We start from the raw sequence: 15,281 nt of genomic DNA, 5'->3' as shown, positions 1-15,281 counted from the left end.
CGGTCCGCTTGAAGAAATCAGAAAAGAAAATGCTGGCAGGCCGCGACGAGCGCGAACGCGGCAAGGTTCGCGCCGCCGAGCCAGGCGCTTGCGCGCCTGCCACTGCGAAACATGAAGCTGGCCGCGATCACGCCGATCCACACCGGCGGGACGAGCCACATCGCAACCTGAAACTTGTTGGGTATATCCAGACCGCCGGGGGCGAGACCGGCGAGCAGCGCGCTCGCGGCGATCCCGAGTCCGAAGCCCCCTACGGTACCGGCCAGTGTTTTGGTCAACCAGTCCCGTTCAATCGAGCCGCGCGTCACCGCGCGAGCCTCGGCAAACGACGGTGTTCGAGGATGGCCCCGAGCAGCGGACAGGCGACGAGCGTCGCCATGATCGTCGTGATCACGAGCGAAAGCGAGGTCGCGGGATGCATGGCATCGGCACCGGTCGAGAACGCAGCGATCGTGCAGGCAACTGCGCCGATCCGGCTTGGGCGGGCACGCCACGGTTTGCGAAACCAGCGTTGTCCCGGAGCGCTCAGATAAAACAACAACGCACCGGCGAGTGCCGATGCGACGATAAACAGGTCTTTCATGATCCGGCGGACGCGCAAGCGTCGAGAGCAGCTAACATCTAAATGAGATCTTAATGAGAATTATTATCATACACGGGATCGGGCTGTTACGGCTCGAAACTCGTACTGCTGGCCGATGGCGGCGTGCTGCTCAGGCCCGGTCGCTGCGTATCGACGAGGTATCCGCTGTTCGTGTCATGAAACCCGGCAAGGCGGCCGCGAGGGCATCGACGGCAAGACGAACCTTCAACGGCAACTGAGGCGTCTGTAGCCACAGTGCGTAGGCGTCGTAGAGAAAGCCGGGTTGATCCGGCAATAGCTGTTCAAGCGCGTCCGTTTCGATGCGCTCGCGAACCAGCCAGTAGGGAAGCCAGGCCAGTCCCATTCCCATGACCGCCGCATCGGCGATGGCATCGAGGTCGTCGAGCCGCAGCCGGTTAGCCGGGGTGACTTCGGCGGCAGGCTGATCGCCGCGTGGAAACAGCCACGGACGAATCCGTCCGGAGCGCCGGTAGATGATCCCCTGGTGTGCGCCGATATCCTCGATCTGCTGCGGCCGCCCGTGTGCCTTGAGATACGAGGGCGCCGCGCAGACCACCATGCACTGGCGTGCGATCCGCCGCGCGATTACCCCGCCTTTGTCCTCGGGAATGCCGGTCCGGATGGCCAGATCGTAGTCGTCCTCCGCGAGGTCGGCGAAGCGATCGGTCAACGACAGATCGAGCTCCAGCGCCGGGTACTGTTGCGCCAGCGCGAGCAGCACCGGCGTCACGCAATGCCGCCCGAAGTGCGCGGGCATCGTGATGCGCAGCTTGCCGCGCGGTTCGGACAATTGATCGGCGGCCAGCGCATCCGCGGCGTCGGCTTCGGCGAGTACCACGCGGCAGCGCTCGTAGTAGGCGCGCCCGAAGTCCGTCAGGCTCTGCCGGCGCGTCGTCCGGTGGATCAGGCGTACGCCGAGCCGTTCTTCCAGAAACCGGACATGCTTGCCGACCATCGGCCCGGACAGATCGAGTGCGTCTGCAGCGGCCGCGAACGAACCCAGATCGACGGCTCTGACGAACACTTCCATGCTGGTAAGACGATCCATGTTTGAAAACTCCCAGTTTCGACTGTTCTAGTTTTCCGGCTATTTATCTGCCCGAAGTCCACGCGCATAGTCTATTCGGTTCAGTTACTTTGGAGTGGGATCGAAATGACACGAGTCGTCCGTTTTTATGAGCACGGGGGTCCCGAGGTTCTGCGCATCGAAAACGTCGACGTTGCGCCGCCCGGGCGAGGCGAGATTCAGATCCGCGTCAAGGCGTTGGGTCTCAACCGGGCCGAGGCATTGCTGCGCGCGGGTTCATATATCGAAACACCGACGTTGCCATCGGGTCTCGGCCTTGAAGCGGCGGGGCTCATTGAAACGGTCGGCGAGGGTGTGGATGGATTCGCGCCAGGTGACGCGGTAAGCGTGGTGCCGCCGCTGTCGATGGTTCGCTGGCCCGCCTACGGCGAACTCGTCACGTTTCCCGTCGAGCTGGTCGTCAAGCATCCGCCGTCGTTGAGCTGGGAAGCGGCGGCGGCCACCTGGATGGCCTACCTCACCGCGTACGGTGCGCTGATCGACATTGCCGGACTAAGCAGCAAGGGCTTCGTCGTGATTACCGCGGCGTCCAGCAGCGTTGGACTAGCTGCGATCCAGATTGCCAACAGTGTCGGCGCAACGCCGATCGCGGTCACGCGAAGCTTCGACAAGAAGCAGGCGTTGCTCAAGTCGGGCGCGGCGCATGTGATTGCGTCAGCGCAGGAAGATCTGGCGGGCCGGCTGCGGGAAATCGCTGGCGAGAAAGGCGTGCGCGTCGTGCTCGACCCGATCGGTGGCCCGATCTTCAATGCGTTGACGAGCGCGATGTCTCGCGGCGGCATTCTCATCGAATATGGTGGCTTGAGCCCCGAGCCGACGCCGTTCCCGTTGTTCACGGTGTTAAGCCAAACGCTGACGCTGCGCGGTTACCTCGTGCACGAGATTCTCAGCAGTCCGCCGCGACTGGAAGCGGCCAAAGCGTTCATCCTCGACGGGTTGGCGGCCGGTTCGTTGCGGCCGGTTATCGCGAGAACCTTTCCGTTCGACCAGATTGTCGAGGCGCATCGTTTTCTGGAATCTAACGAACAGTTCGGCAAGATCGTCGTGACGGTTTGAGCGAACAGGTGGGGGAGAATTTGCCAGGGAGGTGAAATGCAGGCCGTTCAGTCAAACTCCAGATACGCTTTCGCCCGGTTCAATCTGGATTCGCGCGAAAGTTCGACGACCTCCACAACCTCGGTCCCGAGGGTTTCGTAAACCGTCTTCATCGCCTTATAGAGTTCGAGGCTGAATGCCAGCGACTCCACTCGCACCGGATCGGTAAGCTGATCGATGTCTCCTACCGGCTGGAGCAAAAAAACCTGCTTGAAATGGAATCGAATGGCACGCTCGATAAATATCCTGGGCCATCCATGCCCCGTAACGGCGAGATACGCGAGATTGTCGGGAAGGCTGTAGTCCCAGACAACGATGTCTGAAGGAGCGAGGACCCGCGCTTCATCGAGCGTCAAATCGCTGATCCTGCGTTGCAGGCCTTCAAAATCGCTACGCGCGTCGACTTTCGTTCGACCTTCCTGCAGGTTCTCGCAGATCGCTCGACGGCCACAATCGGCCACCGTTTGATAACCGCACAACCCAAGCGAATCGACCAGCGTGGTCTTGCCGCTAAACGGTGGCCCGGAGACCACGCGCCAGTTGGTATAGATGCGCTCTTCGGCCGTGTTTGCCGCGTCTCGAAGATGCTGAAGGTGATGGTCATCGAGTGGCATGATGAGGGCGCCTGGGGATGACCGATTCTACGTCACGATGCCGATCAAACGTCCGTAGCTATCCCCCGCCGCGCCAGATTGCGATACAACGCCCGCACGCCGAACGTCCACGGCTCGATCTGCGTCGACAGCCGCACGGTGTTCACGAGCGCGCCGAGCGACGGCGTCGCGATCGTCACCACATCGCCGAGGTGATGCGTGAAGCCGCCGCCCGTCGTATCGCGATCCTTGATCGGCGAGAACATCGTGCCGAGAAACAGCATGAAGCCGTCCGGATACTGATGATGCGCGCCGCAGGTCTGGCGCACGAGGTCTTCCGGGTCGCGGCTGATCTCGCTCATATGACTGATGCCATCCAGCACGAAGCCGTCGTCGATGCCATCGATGCGCAGCGACACACTGGCCGTGCGTACCGAATCGAGCGTGAACGCGCCGTCGAACAGCCGCACGAACGGCCCGATCGCACACGAGCTGTTGTTGTCCTTCGCCTTGCCGAGCAGCAACGCCGAGCGGCCTTCGATATCGCGCAGGTTCACGTCGTTACCGAGCGCGGCCCCGACGATCTCGCCGCGGCTATTTACGGCGAGCACGATCTCCGGCTCGGGGTTGTTCCATTGAGAAGTCGGATACAGGCCGACGTTCGCACCGAAACCTACCGACGACATCGGCTGTGCTTTCGAGAACACTTCGGCATCGGGACCGATGCCGACTTCCATGTATTGCGACCACGCGCCGCGACGTTGCAACTCATCCTTGAGCTTCATCGCGGACGGCGAGCCCGGTTCGATCTGCGACAGATCGGCGCCGATCAACTCGTTGATCATCGCGCGCGTTTCTTCGGCCTTGCCCGCATCGCCGCCCGCATGTTCCTCGATCACGCGTTCGAGCAGACTGACGGCAAACGTCACGCCGCATGCCTTGACGGCCTGTACGTCGCACGGTGCGAGCAGACGTAGCGTGTTCTCGGGGGCGCCTGCTGCCGATGCATCGAGCGTGGCGTTCAGCAGCGCTTCCGCCGGCCCCAGCGATTCGCCCGTTGCATGGCGCGCGAGTGCAACTGCATCGGCGCGCTCGAATAGATCCGCGGTAGTCGGTGCGATGTGCGTAATGTCGAACGCTTCGCCGTGTCGCACGACGATGACCGACGGCCCATCGATGGGTGCTGGTCGCCACACGCGGCCGATCAGTAACGCGTCGTCGAGGTCGGTTGGCAGATGGGCGAGGGCAGAACGTGTGGGCATGAGTTGTGTCTCCAGGCAGGCGCGCAGGTGTGGGACGGCAGGCAACGCGGCATCGTCCCGCAAGCATCAATGATTGTGTCGCGACTCGCCGCGCGTTTCGATGATGTTCAGATACAGCGTGGCCGGCTCGAGGCACGCGCCGCTCGCCTGCTGTCCGACCATGCTGCGGTAGATTTCTTCCCACGGTGTCTTGTGCTGCAACACCGGCGGCTTCCATGCGGCGCGCCGCTTCGCGAGTTCGTCGTCGGGGATCAGCAGATCGACCTTGCGATGCTTCAGATCGATGCGGATGATGTCGCCGGTTTGCAGCAGCGCAAGCCCGCCGCCAACCGCTGCTTCGGGCGAGACGTTGAGGATCGACGGGCTTGCGGATGTACCGCTCTGGCGGCCGTCGCCAATGGTCGGCAGCGTATCGATACCGCGTTTGAGCAGCGCGGCCGGCGGCTGCATGTTCACGACTTCCGCGCCGCCGGGATAGCCGACCGGTCCGCAGTTACGGATCACGAGTATCGAGCGTTCGTCGATGCCGAGCGAGGGGTCTTCGATCCGCGCGTGATAGTCCTCCGGTCCTTCGAACACGATCGCGTTGCCGTCGAACACGTCCGGCTTGTCGGGGTCCGACAGGAAGCGCTTGCGAAACGCTGCATCGATCACGCTCGTCTTCATCACCGCGCTGTCGAACAGGTTGCCCGACATCACCACGTAGCCCGCGGCGGCCTTCAACGGTTGATCGTAGGCGCGGATCACTTCGCGGTCGGGCGTTTCGACCGTGGCCAGATCTTCTTCAAGCGTGCGGCCGGTAACGGTGCGCGCGGCGCCATGCAAACGTCCTGCGCCGAGCAGTTCCTTCATCACGGCCGGTACGCCGCCCGCGCGGTGAAATGCTTCGCCGAGGAACCGGCCGGCCGGCTGGCAGTCCACCAGCAGCGGCACATCGGGGCCGAGGCGCTGCCAGTCGTCGAGCGTGTGATCGACGCCCATGTGCCGCGCGATCGCGACCATGTGAATCGGACAGTTCGACGATGCGCCGAGCGCTGCCGCTGCAACCACCGCGTTTTCGAAGGCGGCTTTAGTCATGATGTCGGACGGACGCAGATTTTCGCTGACCATTTCGACGATGCGCACGCCGGTGCGATGCGCCATCCAGCCACGCTCGCGATGCGGACCGGGAATCGCCGCGCAGCCTGGCAGCGACATGCCGAGCGCTTCGGCGAGCGAGTTCATCGACAGTGCGGTGCCCATCGTGTTGCAGTGTCCTACCGACGGTGCCGACGACGCGACCATATCCATGAACGCCGGGTAATCGATCTCGCCTGCCGCGAGCCGCTTGCGCGCGTCCCAGATCACGGTGCCGGAACCGGCGAGCTTGCCGTGGTACCAGCCGTCGAGCATCGGGCCGCCCGACAGCACGATCGCCGGAATGTTGACGGTCGCGGCGGCCATCAGGCACGCGGGCGTGGTCTTGTCGCAACCGGTGGTCAACACGACACCGTCGATCGGATAGCCGTGCAGGATTTCCACCAGCCCCAGGTACGCGAGATTCCGGTCGAGTGCTGCGGTCGGGCGCTTGCCGGTTTCCTGGATCGGATGCACGGGGAATTCGAGCGGGATGCCGCCGGCGTCGCGAATCCCGTCGCGCACGCGCTGCGCGAGCTCCAGATGATGGCGGTTGCACGGCGCGAGATCGGAGCCGGTCTGCGCAATACCGATGATCGGTTTGCCCGACTGCAACTCTTCGCGAGTGATGCCGTAGTTCATGTAGCGCTCGAGATAGAGCGCGGTCATGCCGGGGTCGGAGGGATCGTCGAACCAGCGGCGGCTGCGTAGCCGGGGCGTGCTGTCGTGAGCGTTGGAGGAATCGCGGTCGGTGGGTGTCGTCATGGCGGTCAGCTTTTTGTCGGGGACGAGGAGGCGAGGGGGCGTCGTGGCAGGTTATCGAGGCCTGCGGGATGGGTGTTGTCTGGATTCTGCCGGCAGCGGCAGACCACTGAAGAACGCACGGGGATTGTCGCGCACGAGCGTTGCGATTGCAGCACGCATGTCGTCTCTAGCGGTGTACCGCCTCGCGACCGGTAAGCCCTGATTGCGCATGACGTCTCCCCATGCTAAATTGAATTTGACTGTTACCGGTAACAGTATCAAAGCGGTCGCAGCTTGTCCAGATCCCGAAGTAGAAGAAGACCCGAACGAACCGTGCGAACCGTGCGATATATAACGCGCGGTCGTCGACAGGCACAGACACTGCCTGAATGGAGACGCAAGTGAATGCTGAGCCCTCTGCTTTATCGACCGGTTCGGAGCACGCCGCGCAGGAAAGCGGGGTCGCCGCGTCGCCACCTGTTTCCGCGCGTCAGTTACAGCGCGCGACGCTCACTGGCGCAGTAGGCAGCGCACTCGAGTACTACGACTTTGCGATCTACGGACTCGCCTCGGCGCTCGTGTTCGGTCATCTGTTCTTTCCGTCGCTCGGCACGACTGCAGGTTTGATGGCGAGTTTCGCGACCTATGGTGCGGGTTTTCTCGCGCGGCCGTTCGGCGGGCTGTTCTTCGGCTCGATCGGCGATCGCAAGGGGCGCAAGTTCGTCCTGCTCGTCACGATCGCGTTGATGGGTGCATCGACGACGTTGATCGGGTGCCTGCCTGCCGGTTCGTTGGGTGCGGTGCTACTCGTGCTGTTGCGGCTCGTACAAGGCTTTGGCGCGGGCGCGGAACAGGCCGGCGCGTCGACGCTGATGGCCGAGGTCGCGCCGGTCAGGCACCGCGGTTTCTTTGCCGCATTGCCCTTCGTCGGCATCTTCGCGGGGCTCGGGCTCGCCACGTTCACGTTCAGCGTCATGCAGCGTCTGTTGAGCGAACCGGCGATGCAGTCGTGGGGCTGGCGCATTCCGTTTCTCGCGAGCGTCGTGCTGATCGGCGTTGCAATCTGGATTCGTTTGCGGTTGCGCGAAAGCCCGGTGTTTGCGCAACTCGAAGCATCGCGCGAAGTGATTCATGCGCCGATGAAAGCGGTGCTCGCCACCGCGCGTCGTCCGGTGCTGGCCGCGACGTTGATGCGTTTCGCGGAGCAGGGCGGCTCGACTATCTACACCACCGTCGTGATCGCGTTTCTCGGTAGCTTCGTCGCGGCCCGGACCGGTGTTCCGCATGCGCAGCTCGCCGCGGTCGGCACGACCGGTGCGCTGGCGGCAAGCCTGCTGAGCATCATCACGACACCGCTGTTTGGCGCACTGTCGGATCGCGTCGGACGTCTGACGGTGTATCGCGGCGGCGCGATCTTTCTGCTGCTGTGGTCGCTGCCGTCGTGGTGGATGATCAGTACCGGCGATCCGATATGGGTGAGCGTGGCGATGATCGGCGGTCTTGCATTCGGTGCGAACAGCATGCTCGGCGCGCAGTGCGCGCATTTCACCGAACTGTTCGGCAACCGCTATCGGTACTCCGGTGTGGCGCTCTCGCGCGAACTGGGCGCGGTGTTGTCGGGCGGCATTGCGCCGTTGCTCGGCGTGTATCTGATTGGCCTCGCGGGCGGTGCGTTCTGGGTTATGGGGCTCTACATGGCCGTGCTGTGCGCACTGACGCTGGCCGGTACGTTCCTCTCGAGCGAAACGCGCGAGCGCGATCTGACGTTGCTTGGCGATGCGGTAGGCAAGGGAGCGAGCGCTACGTAACGCTACGAGCGTGCTGCGGCGCGACGGTCCGCCTGTATGATATCGATCGTTCTGCAACGATATCCTGACGGACCTATGTCTGATCTCATGCCGACCATGGCTGACGTCGCGAAGCAAGCCGGCGTATCGAAGATGACCGTGTCGCGCGTGCTCGCCGGCCGCGATGTCGCCGCAACGACGCGCGCCCGCGTGCTCGCTGTCATCGAACAGATGGGCTACGTACCCGATGCATCGGCGGGTTCGCTTTCATCGGGGCGCTCGCCGTTCATCGTCGCGCTGGTACCGTCGATGTCGAGCTCCAATTTCTCCGACACCATTCACGGCCTGAACGCCGCAGTCAATACGCATGGCCTGCAACTGCTGCTCGGCGATACCGACTACAGCCCCGATCAGGAAGAGCGGCTGCTGCGCGTGATGCTTGCGCATCGCCCCGAAGGCGTGATGCTCACCGGTTCGTACCACACGAGCGGCACGCGCACGATGCTCGATCGCGCCAAAGTGCCGGTCGTCGAAACATGGGATCTGCCGCGCACACCGATCCAGCAGGCGGTCGGTTTTTCGAATGTGGAAGCGGCGTTCGCGATGATGCGTCATCTGCATGAGCGCGGGTATCGGCGGATCGGCTTTGTTGGCGGTGCGACCCGGCTCGACCGTCGCGGGCTCGACCGGCAGAAGGGGTATCGCGAGGGTTTGCAAAAACTCGGCCTTGGCGCGCCGCGCGTGATCGAATACGGCGAGTCGCCGATCACGATGAGCCACGGCGGCGAGGCATTCACACAGTTGCTCGCTGCATGGCCCGACACCGATGCGGTGATGTGCGTGAGCGACATGTCGGCGTTCGGCGTGCTGATGGAGTGCCATCGGCGCGGCATCGCGGTGCCTTCGCGCATGGCGGTGGCAGGATTTGGGGACTTCGAGGTGTCGCGACATTGCTTCCCGCGTATCTCGACGGTATCGGTCGATCCGCTGGCGATCGGCCGGATTGCGGGCGAGATGCTGCTGGCCGCCGCCGATGCGCGCAAACACGGCGCGCCTGCGCAGACGCAGCGGCGCGCGATCGATTTCCAGGTGATCGTGCGCGAGAGTACCTAAGAGGTTCCCGGCAGCATACGACTCTAATTCCGGTTTCCCCTATAAGGGTTGTATTCTGAAACTCATTGGGTTGCGGCGTCGCTTGTTTTAATATGCAACCAATAGCCGCGGCGCTGCGCATCGTACGCAACCGGCATATAAGGTGTTGTACTCACGTTTGAAATGGTGGATGGAATGGCGAAGCGAAAAAGCCTGGCAGACTCGACGTGCCCCGTGGCAAGGGCGCTGGATATCGTCGGCGATCAGTGGTCGATGTTGATCGTGAGGGATGCGTTCGACGGCATTCGCCGTTTCGGCGAATTCGAAGCGAGCCTAGGCATCGCGCGCAACATACTGACCGACCGTTTGCGCAAGCTCGTCGAGCAGCGCGTGCTGGCGCTGGTACCCGCTTCCGATGGTTCCGCGTATCAGGAGTATCTGCTGACCGAGCGCGGCGAGGCGCTCTTTCCCGTCATCGTGATGTTGCGTCAGTGGGGCGAAGCGAACCTGTACCGGCGTGGGGAAAAACATTCGGTGCTGGTCGATCGTGCGAGCGGCCGTGCGTTGCGCAAGGTGCCGTTGATGCGTGACGACGGGTCGTCGGTGGAGCACGAGCAGACTTATGTGCGGAAGCTGCCGGTGAGCTAGCAGGATTGCGGCGACTTCTGTTTTACCGATCGCGCAAGCGTGCGCGATCCGGCCTTTGCCCGCTTTTTCCTTTCCATACGCTCTTCCCAGCGGTGTCCCACATTGATATCCACAGCAAATCAATAAACGCGATTTGCTGAATGGAATAACGGCAGGCGACCGACGATACTGGCCGCGACGATGCAGCGCCATCTGCCAGATATCAACATCGGAGACAACGCAACCATGGAAAGGTCCAGGCAAACCCGCGCCGGAACAGCGATCGCAGCAACGTGCCTTCTGATGCTAACCGCGTGTAACGACGACGTGACAGCGCCCGCGGACCCGACTGTGGTGCAGACGCAGCAAGGACGCGCAAGAGGCATCGTCGCGAACAACGTGCGCGAGTTTCTCGGCCTGCCCTACGCGGCGCCGCCAACCGGCGCTCTGCGCTGGAAAGCGCCCGCACCGCCGGCTGTCTACACGGCGAGCGTCTACGACGCGTCGCATCTCGCTTCCGAGTGCATACAGGGAATGGCAACCGCTCCATCGGGCAGCGAAGATTGCCTGTATCTGAACGTGTACGTACCCGGCACAGCGAGCATGGGCACGAGCCCGGCGCTTCCGGTGTTGTTCTGGATACACGGTGGCGGTTTCATTCTCGGTTCGGGCAACGCAACCGATGGCGCCGCGCTCGCGCAAAAAGCCAATGCGATCGTCGTAACGGTCAACTATCGATTGAACGCACTCGGCTTCCTCGCGCATCCCGCGCTCGCGGCAGAAGACCCGAACGGCGCCACCGGCGACTACGGCATCATGGACCAGGCCGCTGCGATGAGCTGGGTGCAGAAAAACATCGCGGCGTTCGGCGGCGATCCGGCAAGCGTGACGATTTTCGGCGATTCGGCGGGCGGTCATTCGGTCTATGTGCATCTCGCGTCGCCGGGATCGGCGGGATTGTTCGCGCGAGCGGTTCCGCAAAGCGGTGGCTTCAGCCGTCAGCAGGAGTCGCTGCAACAGGCCGAAGCCGATGGCGTCAACTATGCGAAGACCTGGGGCTGCACCGACACGACGAGCGCTGCCTGTCTGCGCAGTCTGCCGGCGGCCGCGCTGTTACAGGGCAATCCCTCTGCGTGGTATGCGACGATCGACGGCAAGGTGTTGCCCGCGTCGACGAGTGTTGCGTTCGCGAACGGTCAGTACAACCGTGTGCCGGTGATGTCGGGCTTTACCCAGAACGAGGGGACGTTCTTCGTTTCGGCCGCGTTCGACGCACAAGGTCATCCTGTTACTGCGACCGGCTACGCAGCAGCGATCCAGGGCTTTCTCGGCGTCTCCGGAACGGACATTGCCGCGCTGTATCCAGTCGGTCAGTACGCTTCGCCAAGCGCGGCGCTCGCGACGATCGCCGGCGACCGTCTGTTCGTCTGCGGCGAACTGCAAGACGGCGACAATCTCGCGAAGTACTCGCCGGCCGTGTACATGTACCGCTTTTCCGATCCTGCGCCGTACAGCGTGAATTCGTTGATCTCGTCGCTGCCGCCGGTCAACCTCGACTATGGTGCGTTCCATTCGTCGGATCTCGACTACTGGTGGCAACTGATTCCTACGCCCACCGCCAACCAGGCGACGCTTTCGGACGCGATGACAGCAGCGCTCGCGGCATTCGCGCATTCGGGCAATCCGAACACAGGGAGCACAGTGGCGAACTGGCCGCTCTACACCGCGCAAACGCGCCAGACGCTCGACTTCGGCTACCCGGTGACGAATACCTACGATGCGTACACCGCGCACCAGTGCGGCTACTGGTACGGGCAAGCGCCTTCGACGGGACTGTAGCCGCAACATCCGCCGGTTCACGCGGGGAAGCCGGCGACTTCGCTCAGGAACAAGACATCGGTTCGCACAGGGGCAAGTGCACGGTCTGGACAAAATTGATACTGGCCGCATTCCCCACATCGAGGCCGCCATGTCAGCCGTGTCCGTTCCATCCCGCTCCCGATGGCCCTATGTGTTCGTCTCGGCGTTTCTTGGCACCGCGATCGAACAGTACGATTTCCTGCTGTACGGCACTGCATCGGCGCTCGTTTTCAGCAAGATCTTCTTCCCGAATCTGGACCCGCTCGCGGGCACCATCGCATCGCTCGGTACCTACGCGGCGGGCTACTTTGCCCGTGGCGCAGGTGCGCTGATCTGCGGTCACTTTGGCGATCGCGTCGGTCGCAAGAAGTTGCTGCTTGCCACGCTGCTGGTGATGGGTGTCGCGTCGACGGCCGTCGGCTGCCTGCCGACCTATGCGGCAATCGGCCTCTGGGCACCCGTTCTTCTGACTACGCTGCGCGTGTTGCAGGGCTTCGCGATCGGCGGAGAGCAAAGCGGCGCGATCGTGCTCGGCGTCGAAAGCGCCCCGGCGCATCGGCGCGGACTGTATGGCAGCTGGAGCAACTCGGGCAGCTATGGGGGTGCGCTGCTGTCCACGGGTGCATTGCTGCTCACGTCGTTGTTGCCCGAGCCGGCGTTTCTGTCCTGGGGATGGCGCGTGCCGTTCCTGTTCAGCGCGGTGCTTGTGGTAATCGGCCTCGTCGGGCGGGCGAAGCTGCCGGAAACGCCAGAATTCAAACAGTTGCAGGCGACCCGTGGCGTGGCGCGCTTTCCGTTGCGCGACCTGCTGCGCGATCAGCCGCGTCAGGTACTGATCGTCTTTATGGCGCGGTTCGGCGAGATTACCTGGTCGGTGTTCGTGCTGCTTTTCACTGTCGCTTATGTGACTGTGCAGCTCAAACTACCGAGGTCGGTGATTCTTGGTGCGGTGATGTCCGGCGCAGCGGTCGGCGTGTTCACGGTGCCGCTGTTTGCCGCGCTGTCGGACCGTATCGGACGCAAGCCGCTGTATCTGTTCGGCCTGCTCGTCTGCGCGCTTTACGTATGGCCGTACTTCAGCCTGCTGAATACGCGCGACCCGCTGCTCATCACGCTCGCGATCGTCGTCGCACTCGGTGTCGTGCATCCGTTGATGTATGGCCCACAAGGCGGCTTCTTCGCCGATATGTTCGACGCACGCGTGCGTTTCTCCGGCGTATCGATCGGTGCGATCGGGGCGGTGATCGGCGGTGGCATCAACCCGGTGATCTGTTCTTCGCTGCTCGCCCAACGCGGCGGCGATCCCTACGGCGTAGCGTGGTACATCACAGGCAGTGCGTTGTTCGCGGCGTGTTTTGTCGCGTGGACGCCGAAGCGGACAGCGGCACAGTCGACCGGTGCGGAGCCGCATGCGGTGCCGGGTAGTCAGGTGTGATTTTCCAGTGGAGAAACAGCAATGAGTAACGACGAGCGCGACGATCTGAATCGAAGCGTCACCGCACAAATGGACGAGAAACTCGAAGTGGGCGCGTGGGATGACCGCCAGAAACTCGCCCTCGTGTGCCGCATGCTGGCACACGAGGGGCACTCCGAAACGCTCGCAGGACAGGTGACGATGCGCGAGTCCGACGGCACGTTCCTGACCACCGCGCTAGCGATCGGCTTCGACGAGGTAGCGCGCAATAACGTGATCCGGATCGACGACACGATGCGCGTGATCGAGGGCCGCGGCATGGCTAATCCGGCGATCCGCTTTCACCTGTGGATCTACCGGCGCAGGCCAGACGTGAACTGCATCGTGCATACGCATCCGCCGTACATCAACGCGCTGTCGATGACCGGCACACCGCTCGAAGTCGCGCACATGGATGCCACGCCGTTTTTCGACGACTGTGCGTTCCTGCGCGAATGGCCGGGTTTGCCGATCGCCGACAGCGAAGGCGAGATCATCTCGGCAGCGCTTGGCACGAAACGCACCATCCTGCTCGCGAATCACGGTTTTCTCGCGGCGACGGCTTCGCTGGAGGAATCGGCTTACATGGCGGTGCTGATCGAACGGGCGGCACGTGCTCAGTTGCTCGCGCGTTCGGCCGGCGAGATTCGCCGCATCGACGACGCGCGCGCAAAGGAAGCGCACGATTTCCTGCTGCAACCGAGCATCGTCAAGGCGAGCTTTGCGCTGTTCGCGCGGCGCGTGATCCGGCGCGAGCCGGAAGTGCTGTTTTAGGGCGCACGGCGGCAACGCGTCGTAGGCGGAAAATTTTCTGCGACATAATGGGCGATTGCAACCGCCCGCGTCCATTGCGCCGCAGGCGGCCCACGAGCATCGTTCCAGCAGCGCACGGTGGCGGCTACATCGCAACGCGACACTGCATCCGGGAGCCGCCATGCACGATAGCATCCGTTTGAATTTGCCCTATGCACCCACGTTGCGGGATATGCCGGCCTGCGGCACCGACCAGTTAAAGCACTCGCTGGACAATCTCGTCATGCCCGGCGAGCTTGTGGCCGCACATGACGCGACGGCCGGACCGCTACGCGCGTGTCGTTTGACGGGCGGCGGTGTGCTCGCCACAGCGCAGCTTGGCCACCAGGAAGTCCGGCACGACAGCACTCATCTGAGCGGCTTAAGCGGCGACGACGCGATCGTGCTGATCGCACTCGACGGTAAGGGCGTCGTGACGCAACAGGGGCGCACGCTGCCGTTCGGCAAGGGCGACATCACGTTTCGCCGCGCGCGCATGCCGTCTGTTGCGAGAGTCGACGAACCCGCCAGCCTCGTGATGCTGCGCCTGCCGGTCGCACGTCTGCTACGCGATGCGTTGCCGGGTCATTCCTCTTTCCTGCCCGGCCGCGCGGATGCGGGCTCGGGCATCGTCAGGACGATTCATTGCTTCATCGAATCGGCGCTGCCGGGATTCGCGCGAATGAGCGCCGACGCGATCCCTGCGGCCGAAGAGTCGCTGATCGCGTTGCTCGCGGCAGCGTATCTCGAAGCGTCGGAGTGCAGAGCAGACACAAGGTACACAACGGACACAAGGCACACCGCCGCCGCACGTAACCCGTTGCGCTGGTCGCAACTCACCGCCTACATCGATGCGACGCTGCGCGATCCGGAGCTGAACGTCGAGTCGTGCGCGCATGCGCTCGGCGTGTCGACCCGTTACGTGCACAAGCTGTTCGAATCGATGGGCACGCAGTATGGCCGCTATGTGCTGCAACAACGTCTTGCGTGCGCCCGCGCCGATCTCGCGAATCCGTTCTGGCACGCGCAGTCGATCGAACGCATCGCGTACCGCAACGGCTTCAACGATCCCGCGCATTTCAGCCGGCGCTTTCGCGCGTGCTTCGGCATGTCGCCGCGCGAATTCCGACAGCGTGCGTGAAGCCAGGCTAGCCTCGCGCACGCACAGT

General features: G+C 63.2%; 14 protein-coding genes. 8 read left to right on the top strand and 6 right to left on the bottom strand.

What is annotated here, in order from left to right; all coding sequences use genetic code 11:
- Window positions 1-17 precede the first annotated feature (17 nt).
- The 3 genes from M0D65_RS14245 to M0D65_RS14235 form a co-directional block, all read right to left on the bottom strand.
- The gene (locus M0D65_RS14245) at window positions 18-278 is read right to left on the bottom strand and encodes a hypothetical protein (RefSeq protein WP_266253247.1); all 261 of its coding nucleotides are present in this window, start codon (window positions 276-278) and stop codon (window positions 18-20) included.
- 26 nt (window positions 279-304) lie between these two features.
- On the bottom strand, window positions 305-583 hold the full coding sequence (locus M0D65_RS14240; protein ID WP_266253246.1) for a hypothetical protein: 279 nt from the start codon (window positions 581-583) through the stop codon (window positions 305-307).
- A gap of 130 nt (window positions 584-713) precedes the next feature.
- On the bottom strand, window positions 714-1,652 hold the full coding sequence (locus tag M0D65_RS14235; RefSeq protein ID WP_266253245.1) for a LysR family transcriptional regulator: 939 nt from the start codon (window positions 1,650-1,652) through the stop codon (window positions 714-716).
- A 105-nt stretch (window positions 1,653-1,757) separates the two neighbouring features.
- Between M0D65_RS14235 and M0D65_RS14230 the strand changes: the two genes are divergently transcribed.
- Complete coding sequence (locus M0D65_RS14230) at window positions 1,758-2,747, top strand: zinc-dependent alcohol dehydrogenase family protein (protein ID WP_266253244.1); 990 nt, start codon at window positions 1,758-1,760, stop codon at window positions 2,745-2,747.
- 47 nt (window positions 2,748-2,794) lie between these two features.
- On the opposite strand, the gene M0D65_RS14225 is transcribed toward M0D65_RS14230, so the two are convergent.
- The 3 genes from M0D65_RS14225 to M0D65_RS14215 form a co-directional block, all read right to left on the bottom strand.
- Complete coding sequence (locus M0D65_RS14225; RefSeq protein WP_266253243.1) at window positions 2,795-3,400, bottom strand: ATP-binding protein; 606 nt, start codon at window positions 3,398-3,400, stop codon at window positions 2,795-2,797.
- Window positions 3,401-3,444: 44 nt separating this feature from the next.
- The gene (locus M0D65_RS14220) at window positions 3,445-4,641 is read right to left on the bottom strand and encodes a fumarylacetoacetate hydrolase family protein (RefSeq protein WP_266253242.1); all 1,197 of its coding nucleotides are present in this window, start codon (window positions 4,639-4,641) and stop codon (window positions 3,445-3,447) included.
- Window positions 4,642-4,707: 66 nt separating this feature from the next.
- On the bottom strand, window positions 4,708-6,522 hold the full coding sequence (locus M0D65_RS14215) for an IlvD/Edd family dehydratase (RefSeq protein ID WP_266253241.1): 1,815 nt from the start codon (window positions 6,520-6,522) through the stop codon (window positions 4,708-4,710).
- Window positions 6,523-6,902: 380 nt separating this feature from the next.
- Here M0D65_RS14215 and M0D65_RS14210 point away from each other — a divergent pair, with 380 nt between their 5' ends.
- From M0D65_RS14210 to M0D65_RS14180, 7 genes are all read left to right on the top strand, one after another.
- Window positions 6,903-8,309, top strand: a complete 1,407-nt coding sequence (locus tag M0D65_RS14210) for an MFS transporter (RefSeq protein WP_266253240.1) — start codon at window positions 6,903-6,905, stop codon at window positions 8,307-8,309.
- Window positions 8,310-8,405: 96 nt separating this feature from the next.
- Window positions 8,406-9,401: a LacI family DNA-binding transcriptional regulator gene (locus tag M0D65_RS14205; protein ID WP_266253407.1), complete on the top strand. Its 996-nt coding sequence runs from the start codon at window positions 8,406-8,408 to the stop codon at window positions 9,399-9,401.
- 174 nt (window positions 9,402-9,575) lie between these two features.
- Window positions 9,576-10,028: a helix-turn-helix domain-containing protein gene (locus M0D65_RS14200; protein ID WP_091008203.1), complete on the top strand. Its 453-nt coding sequence runs from the start codon at window positions 9,576-9,578 to the stop codon at window positions 10,026-10,028.
- Between the two features lie 282 nt (window positions 10,029-10,310).
- Entirely contained in the window at window positions 10,311-11,846 is a 1,536-nt protein-coding gene (locus M0D65_RS14195; protein WP_266253238.1) for a carboxylesterase/lipase family protein, read from the top strand.
- Window positions 11,847-11,976: 130 nt separating this feature from the next.
- Window positions 11,977-13,302 carry an MFS transporter gene (locus tag M0D65_RS14190; protein ID WP_266253237.1) on the top strand — a complete coding sequence of 442 codons (1,326 nt, stop codon included), beginning with the start codon at window positions 11,977-11,979 and terminating at the stop codon, window positions 13,300-13,302.
- Between the two features lie 21 nt (window positions 13,303-13,323).
- Window positions 13,324-14,094, top strand: coding sequence for an aldolase (locus M0D65_RS14185; protein ID WP_266253236.1), 771 nt, complete (start codon window positions 13,324-13,326; stop codon window positions 14,092-14,094).
- A 160-nt stretch (window positions 14,095-14,254) separates the two neighbouring features.
- Window positions 14,255-15,253 carry an AraC family transcriptional regulator gene (locus M0D65_RS14180; protein ID WP_266253235.1) on the top strand — a complete coding sequence of 333 codons (999 nt, stop codon included), beginning with the start codon at window positions 14,255-14,257 and terminating at the stop codon, window positions 15,251-15,253.
- The last annotated feature ends 28 nt before the right edge of the window (window positions 15,254-15,281 follow it).

Origin of the sequence: Paraburkholderia sp. CHISQ3, assembly GCF_030464945.1 — a bacterium.
GTDB lineage: Bacteria > Pseudomonadota > Gammaproteobacteria > Burkholderiales > Burkholderiaceae > Paraburkholderia > Paraburkholderia megapolitana.
The sequence above is the reverse complement of the archived record's forward strand: the minus strand, read 5'-3'. Positions and strand labels throughout refer to the sequence as shown.